This is a genomic window from Staphylococcus sp. HMSC062H10, assembly GCF_001836945.1.
Taxonomy (GTDB): domain Bacteria; phylum Bacillota; class Bacilli; order Staphylococcales; family Staphylococcaceae; genus Staphylococcus; species Staphylococcus aureus.
Genome location: NZ_KV830993.1, coordinates 149,840 through 158,360 on the forward strand (window position 1 = coordinate 149,840; position 8,521 = coordinate 158,360).

Annotated in this window: 7 protein-coding genes; 6 read left to right on the top strand and 1 reads right to left on the bottom strand. The window is 32.9% G+C overall.

The features are described 5' to 3' along the window. Positions 1–74: 74 nt before the first annotated feature. A complete protein-coding gene (locus tag HMPREF2658_RS11365; RefSeq protein ID WP_001032328.1) occupies positions 75–767 on the bottom strand; it encodes a helix-turn-helix transcriptional regulator in 693 nt (230 codons plus the stop codon). A 384-nt stretch (positions 768–1,151) separates the two neighbouring features. Between HMPREF2658_RS11365 and HMPREF2658_RS11370 the strand changes: the two genes are divergently transcribed. From HMPREF2658_RS11370 to HMPREF2658_RS11395, 6 genes are all read left to right on the top strand, one after another. Next, entirely contained in the window at positions 1,152–1,949 is a 798-nt protein-coding gene (locus HMPREF2658_RS11370; protein WP_000130463.1) for an inositol monophosphatase family protein, read from the top strand. A 132-nt stretch (positions 1,950–2,081) separates the two neighbouring features. Next, complete coding sequence (locus tag HMPREF2658_RS11375) at positions 2,082–3,029, top strand: LCP family glycopolymer transferase (protein WP_070854416.1); 948 nt, start codon at positions 2,082–2,084, stop codon at positions 3,027–3,029. A 603-nt stretch (positions 3,030–3,632) separates the two neighbouring features. Beyond that, complete coding sequence (gene fdhF, locus HMPREF2658_RS11380; protein WP_001155268.1) at positions 3,633–6,587, top strand: formate dehydrogenase subunit alpha; 2,955 nt, start codon at positions 3,633–3,635, stop codon at positions 6,585–6,587. Then, complete coding sequence (locus HMPREF2658_RS11385; protein ID WP_000840807.1) at positions 6,587–7,060, top strand: helical membrane plugin domain-containing protein; 474 nt, start codon at positions 6,587–6,589, stop codon at positions 7,058–7,060. Before fdhF ends, HMPREF2658_RS11385 begins: the two co-directional genes overlap by 1 nt. 294 nt (positions 7,061–7,354) lie before the next feature. Beyond that, entirely contained in the window at positions 7,355–7,588 is a 234-nt protein-coding gene (locus HMPREF2658_RS11390) for a hypothetical protein (protein WP_000921246.1), read from the top strand. 21 nt (positions 7,589–7,609) lie between these two features. Continuing rightward, positions 7,610–8,386: an N-acetylglucosaminidase gene (locus HMPREF2658_RS11395; RefSeq protein ID WP_000739220.1), complete on the top strand. Its 777-nt coding sequence runs from the start codon at positions 7,610–7,612 to the stop codon at positions 8,384–8,386. The last annotated feature ends 135 nt before the right edge of the window (positions 8,387–8,521 follow it).

The window sequence follows — 8,521 nt, forward strand, 5'->3', positions numbered from 1 at the left end:
CAATACGAAGTATTGTATAAATAGAGAACAGCAGCAAGATATTTTCTAATTGAAAATCATCTTACTGCTGTTTTTTAGGAATCGATGGGGTTTAAAAATTGATGATAGTTATCAATGGATATGTCTCTGGTTTGAATCGTCTTACCGAATGAATACGAAATATCTATAATATTTTCAATTTCGAGTTCGGCAGTTTTGTCTTGAGCAATGTCATAAATGACTGCATGCCAATGTCCATGTTTACACAAAAGGCCAATAAATATAACGTTTTCGGCTTTAATATTATCATCAACCCTATGATCTACTAACATCACATTTCGTTCTGTACAATAAATTAAAATGTCGGAAAACAACATTGGGAGTGTCATATGTTGTGTGTCATCAAATTTAATATAAAAGTCCATGCGCTTAAGCAACTTTCTTAAGCGTGTTTGTGGAAGACTTAAACATTGTTTTATAATTGCGTTGATTTCGCTTTTATATGGTAATGTCGAGTACGACTGACTTTCATTAAGCACTAAAAATAAGGCCGATAATTGTGTTTCAGATAAGTTTAATGCAATTTTAGATTGTGCTTGTTGTATTTGGTAACCACCATTTTTCCCATAATGCGCATAAATTTTAACACCTTGATTTTCTAAATCATCAATATCTCTTAAAATTGTGCGTTTGGATACGTTGCAATATTTAGCTAATTCTAAAGCGGTCATTTTTTTATTTTGTTGAATTGCAGTAATTATTAAATTTTGCCTTTCACCTTTATTCATGACAGCCACCTCCTAAAAGATGATATATTACACAAAGTATAACATAAGAGTGACAATGAGGACATTTTCAATATCTTTTTAAAAAAATCGGAAAAATTTTGTGGAAAACGCTTACATTTTAAAAAAGATTGTGCTATGATATTACTTGTAACAGGGGGAGCGATTAAACAAAGGGGTAGAGCTATATAACAGATAGCTTTTAATCGTTCAAGTTACATCACAACATCTTCAATATTTATTACTTACTTTCCTTTCTATTTGTCGGCTAGCACGTGACTAGCCGATTTTTTTATGCATAAAATGAAGAAGTCTTCAGTTGTATTGTTGATTCTTTTAATATAGGGTAATAATAAAATGATAATGATATGAGAAGTGGTGGACGAAATGACAGATAAAACATTACAGCAAATAGATAAGTTAATATGTTCATGGTTGAAACAAATAGACAATGTTATTCCACAATTAATTATGAAGATGACTACAGAAACCAAGCGTCATCGATTTGATTTAGTTACAAATGTTGATAAACAGATTCAACAACAATTTCAACAATTTTTAGCAACACATTTTCCGGAACACCAACTATTAGCGGAAGAAAAAAGTAATGAAATGATTACGAATGAAATTAATCATTTATGGATTATGGATCCCATTGATGGAACTGCCAATTTAGTAAAACAGCAAGAAGATTATTGTATTATATTGGCGTATTTTTATGAAGGTAAACCAATGTTATCGTACGTATATGATTATCCGCATAAAAAGCTTTATAAAGCAATACGAGGAGAAGGTGCTTTTTGTAATGGAATTAAGATGAAAGAACCACCATCGTTAAAATTGGAAGACGCTATTATATCGTTTAATGCACAAGTGATGAATCTGGATACGGTGCAAGATTTATTTGACGCCTCATTTAGTTATCGTTTAGTTGGTGCTTGCGGATTAGATTCTATGCGAGTGGCAAAAGGTCAATTTGGGGCACATATTAATACAAATCCTAAACCTTGGGACATTGCTGCACAGTTTTTATTTGCAGAACTATTGAATCTAAAAATGACAACTTTAGATGGTAAGGCAATTGATCATTTAAAGGGTGCACCTTTTATTATAAGTAATAAAGCATGTCATGAAACGGTACTTAAAATTTTAAATGCAAATGGTGGTTATCAAAAATACAGATAGATATTCTCTAGTGATAAAAAATGATAAAAAATAGTTATACGTCTACAGAAGTATAGTAAAAAAATTATTTTACTATATAATAAATAGAGAAAACAGACAAAGTATGTAAGGAATAGTAAAGGAGTGGTGGGATTGAAACGTTCGTCTAAAAGTAAAATGAGCCTACCGAAAAAAATATTTTTATGGGTATTCGGTATTTTAGTAATCTTAGCGATTGTAGCTGTTGTGTATGTAGCTGCTAAAATTTTTATTACTGGTAATAAGATACACAATCCTTTAGATCGTAATCATTCAGAATTAAGAGATGAAAAAGTGAGTTTAAACGATGGTGATCCATTCACAATCGCTTTATTTGGTGTCGATTCAGATGCTGATCGTAAGAAAAAGGGTGGCGGAGAGCGTAGTGATAGTATTATGATTTTATCTATCAACCCTAAAACGAAGAAAACTGAAATAGTAAGTATACCGCGTGATACAAGAGCGGAAATTGTTGGCCGTGGTACTACTGAAAAAATTGCACATGCCTATGCATATGGTGGACCAAATATGGCTGTTAAATCACTTGAAAAATTGATGAATGTGCCAATTGATCATTATGCGACAATCGATATGGATGGTTTGCATAATATGATAGATAGCATCGGCGGTGTTGATGTAGTAAGTAATGATACATTCACTGTTGATGGTGTTCGTTTTACAAAAGGACAGCAAACACATGTAAATGGTGATCAAGCATTGAAGTTTATTAGAAGTCGTAAAGAAGAAGGTGCTGGTGGTGACTTTGGTCGACAACAACGTCAGCAAATTGTACTTGAAGCGATGGCTAATAAGATTGCAAGCCCATCATCGATTACACATTTTAATAGTCTAATGAATGAAATTCAAAATAATGTTAAAACAGATTTAACATTAGGTGATTTGAATACGATTAGAAGCAATTATAAAGATGCTAATGACACAATTAATAAACATCAATTGAGTGGTCAAGGCGGCATTCAAAGTGACGGATTGTACTACTTCATTCCTAGTGAGCAGTCAAAAGCTGAAAGTACTAAGTTATTAAAAGATAATCTAGAGTAGTAAACTAAGGGAAAATAAGTTATCAAAATTGTACACAAATTAATTAGATAGAATAAGCTGTAAAAAGAATAACGAATAGAATTAATAGCCCGTAAATAGAAGGTGATAACACTTTGTATTTATGGGTTATTTTATTTAATGCCTGATTTGCGGTTTTGTAAATTAACCCATTATAAATTCAATTTTAAGATAAATCTTACCTTCTAAATGACAGTAGATTTTTATCAGACTTGGGTTATTAATTTTCAGAAAAAGGGTATTTATAAATAGTATAGCGATTTTTAGGTGAGGTGAATATTAAGTATTGTCATTAATAAGGTTGTGAAAGATATGGCAAAAAAGCGTGAAACAGATAATTGGAAAGCTAATAATGATAATTATTTTCAATTAAACAAAAAGATGATTTAATTTCGCGCAAAATATTTCAAATAAAAATGATTGCAAAAATAAAAAATACGAAAATACGCTTAACATTATACACTTAAAGTAATACAATTATATTGATTCTATCTGAAAGATGTGTGGGGCATCGTTATTTTAGGTGGATATGAGCAATTTATTAAAAGTCATTTACGGAAAAAATATATAGACGGGGTGAGTAATATGCAAGAACATTTGGTGGTTACACTTGATGGAAAAGATTATCTTGTAGAACCTGGTACGAATTTACTTGAATTTATTAAATCGCAAGATACTTTTGTGCCTTCAATTTGTTATAACGAGTCGATGGGACCAATTCAAACATGTGATACATGTACTGTTGAAATTGACGGTAAAATTGAACGTTCATGTAGTACGGTGATTGATCGTCCAATGACTGTAAATACTGTGAACAATGATGTGAAAGATGCTCAAAAAGAAGCGCTTGACCGCATTTTAGAAAAGCATATGTTGTATTGTACAGTGTGTGATTATAATAATGGTGATTGTGAAATTCATAACACAATGGATGCGTGGGGACTTCAGCATCAAACGTATGAATATAAAGAGAAGCCATACGAAAAAGATTATGGCCCATTTTATCGCTATGATCCAAATCAATGTATCTTATGTGGCCGTTGTGTAGAAGCATGTCAAGATATTGAAGTAAATGAAACAATTAGAATTGATTGGGATCGTGAGCATCCACGTGTCATTTGGGATAATGATGTACCGATTAATGAATCGTCATGTGTATCTTGTGGTCAATGCGCAACTGTATGCCCATGTAATGCGATGATGGAAGTTAACATGGAAGGTAATGCGGGTTATATGACTGATACGGAACCTGGTTCATTAGCGGCAATGATTGATTTAACTAAAAAAGCAGAACCTGGTTATGGTCCACTATTTGCAATCTCAGATTCAGAAGCAGAAATGCGTAAAGAGCGTATTAAGAAAACTAAAACAGTGTGTACATATTGTGGTGTGGGCTGTTCATTTGAAGTTTGGACTAAAGATAGAGAAATTTTAAAAGTACAACCATCACATGATTCTCCAGCAAATAAAATTGCGACTTGTGTTAAAGGTAAGTTTTCATGGGGACATATTAATTCAGATCAACGCTTAACTAAACCATTAGTAAGGAAAAATGGTGAGTTCCATGAAGTAGAGTGGGATGAAGCATTAAACGTCATTGCTGATAACTTTACATCTATTAAAGAAAAGCATGGCCCAGATGCATTATCATTCATTTCTTCTTCTAAAGCGACGAATGAAGAATCGTATTTAATGCAAAAATTAGCAAGACAAGTTATTGGCACAAATAACGTTGATAACTGTTCAAGATATTGCCAAGCACCTGCAACAAAAGGCTTATTTAGAACGGTTGGACACGGCGGTGACTCAGGTAGTATTGAAGATTTAGAAAAAGCAGCAATGTCTGTATTGATTGGTACGAATACAGCCGAAGCACATCCGGTTATTGCATCACGCATGAAGCGTGCTCAAAAATTATTTGGACAAAAAATACATGTGTTTGATATTAGAAAACATGAAATGGCTGAACGCGCAGATCGTTTTTATCAACCGAAACCAGGTACAGATTTGGCTTGGTTAAGCGCAGTGACGAAATATATCATTGATCATGACTTACACGATAAAGCCTTTATCGAAGAGTGGGTTGAAGATTTTGATGAATATTACAAGTCATTAGAAACATTTACAATGGCATTCGCTGAAGAGGCTACTGGTATTCCAGAAGCAGAGTTGATTAAGTTCGCTGAAGAATGTGCCAAAGCTGAGTCCGTTGTCATTTGTTGGGCAATGGGTATCACACAACAAGACATTGGTAGTGACTCAAGTACAGCGATTTCAAACTTATTATTAGTAACAGGTAATTATCGTCGTCCTGGTACTGGTGCGTATCCATTACGTGGACATAATAATGTTCAAGGATGTAGTGATATGGGAAGTATGCCTGATAAGATTACTGGTTACCAAAGTATTGAAGCGGATGATATTCGCGCTAAATTCGAAAAAGAATATGGCGTTAAATTGAATCCAAAAGCTGGTAAAGATAATCATGAAATGGTTGAAGGTATCCATGATGGGCAAATTCACTCATTGTACTTATATGGAGAAGATACTGGAATTGTAGATTCAAATATTAACTTTGTACAAGCTGCATTTGAAAAATTAGATTTCATGGTAGTCCAAGATGAATTTTTAACATTTACAGCAACATATGCAGATGTTGTATTGCCAGCAAGTCCTTCATTAGAAAAAGATGGTACGTTTACGAATACAGAGCGACGTATTCAACGTTTATACCAAGCATTGAAACCATTAGGTGATTCTAAACCTGACTGGAAAATATTCCAAGCAATTGCTAATAAATTAGGCTTCGATTGGAATTACAAGCATCCAAGCGAAATTATGGATGAAATTGCTAGACTAACACCATTATATGCTGGCGTAAGCTACGAACGTTTAGAAGGATTTAATAGTTTACAATGGCCTGTGCATCCAGATGGTACAGATGAACCAATACTTTATTTAGAAGGATTTAATTTCGATAATGGTAAAGCAAAATTATTCCCATTATCATTTGATAATTACTTTAAGCAAGATGAAGTATATGATATTCATGTAAACAATGGTAGATTGTTAGAGCACTTCCATGAAGGTAATATGACTTATCAAACACCAATGATTAAATACAAAGTGCCACGTGCATTTGTTGAAATTTCTCCAGAACTTGCTGAAGATAGAGGCATTCATGAAGGTGCAGAAGTTAAGTTGATATCTGAAACAGGAGAAGCGGTATTACAAGTTCACGTGACAGATCGTGTTAAAGGTAAAGAAATCTATATTCCATTAAATAATGATGCGATGGAAAATGGAGATCTAGGCGCAATTAACTTATTAACTAATAGTGATGTTGATCAATACACGGATACACCATCTTATAAACGTACAAGCTGTCGTTTGGAGGTAATTACGAAACGTGGTAAGTCACCGTTGAACCCTAATAATTTCCGTGTCAATAAAAAACGTCATCCGCAGTACAGTGTTCAAGTACAGAAAAAATGGGAACGTCCAGATTATGTTTTCCCGGGAAATCAGGTGGATAAATAATGGCTGAGAGAATATCTTCTAAAATTAGACGCTTAGAAAAATCAGAAGAACAAATTAAGTTAGAAAGTTTAAATGAAGTTACAGAGGCAATTGCTGCAAACAAAGATAGTATTTTAAAAGCAATCAAGCTCATTAAAACATTAGATGATGCTAAAATATTAGATGCTTTAAATGGCGCAGTTAGAGGACGTCAAGTGATTATTAATAAATTTGCTGTTGAGCTCAACAAAGATATTTATACAGGACTATTATCTAATATGGCTTCAATGGTATTTTTATTAGGCGAATTGAATGTATCAGATTTAAGTGACTTCCTCAATAAAGTTAATAAAGGATTACATGTTGCAAATCAAGCGAGTCCTAATGCGAAGACATCTGTAAGAAGTCTGTTAGGCGTTTTAAAAGATGACGACATGAACCGTAGTTTAACATATATGCTTAATATGCTAAAAGGTATGTCTCGAGAAGATTAATATGGGTCTATAATAAATCGGAATGATGTAAAAGTTTTTTACTTTTCATCTTTCCGATTTTTTTGTCTTTGAATATAACAGTGTTGCTGCATGTCGGTGTAGGAGGACTGTTTTAAGTTATATTGAAATATTTTTTGTATCCGAGTCTTCATCAAACTTTAAACAATATTTTTGAGAATCGAGAAAATCATGTGCTATTGATAATCAACCATCGACAGGGCTATGAAACATCATGTATTATTATGATTATGTAAGTTATTTAAATAAAAAGGGTGAGTGCATATTAATTCGAGAATGTTAAAAACGTCAGCTGTAATTTCTAATACATTATTAGTCATAGGTTTAGTCTGTCTATTTATGATGAAATTAGTGTTAGCTATTACTTTTTTTGCTGTTTCATTATCAATTAGTCTAGTTGTCTTTAATATGATGTTCAGAGATAGAACAACGATGAAAGTAATCGTTAATGCTTCTTTTTTAATCGTAATATTAGCGATTGTAGTGGCATATTTTTTATTGTCTAAGTAAGAAAAATGAGGTTTTGTCTATATGAAGAAAAATTTCAAGTTACGCATTTCAACGCTACTATTGATAGTTATTTTAGTTGTTTTTGCTGTATTACTCATCGTGAATGAAACTAAATTGTTTAAAAATGATGTGAATTACTCTTTTGATGAGGCTGTTTCAATGCAACAAGGGAAAGGTATTGTACAGACAAAAGAAGAGGATGGTAAATTTGTTGAAGCAAATAATAATGAAATTGCTAAAGCAATGACTATTTCACATAAAGACAATGATTTGAAGTATATGGATATCACAGAAAAAGTGCCAATGTCGGAATCTGAAGTTAATCAATTGCTAAAAGGTAAGGGGATTTTAGAAAATCGAGGGAAAGTTTTTCTAGAAGCTCAAGAAAAATATGAGGTTAATGTCATTTATCTTGTTAGCCATGCATTAGTAGAAACAGGTAACGGCAAATCAGAATTAGCAAAAGGCATTAAAGATGGAAAAAAACGCTATTACAACTTTTTTGGTATAGGAGCATTTGATAGTAGTGCTGTTCGAAGTGGGAAAAGTTATGCTGAAAAGGAACAATGGACATCACCAGATAAGGCGATTATTGGTGGTGCAAAGTTCATTCGTAATGAATATTTTGAAAACAATCAACTGAATTTATATCAAATGCGATGGAATCCAGAAAATCCTGCGCAACATCAATATGCGAGTGATATTCGCTGGGCAGATAAAATTGCCAAATTAATGGATAAATCCTATAAGCAGTTTGGTATAAAGAAAGATGATATTAGACAAACATATTATAAGTAAGACATCGGTGCTTAAAGGGGCTGGAACAATTTATTGTTTCGAGCTCCTTTAGCGCATTCTGAGTGTGTTAGTTAAATGGATTTTAACCTAACAAAAAACGCGGGAGTGGGACAGAAATGATAAAGAGCCACTAAT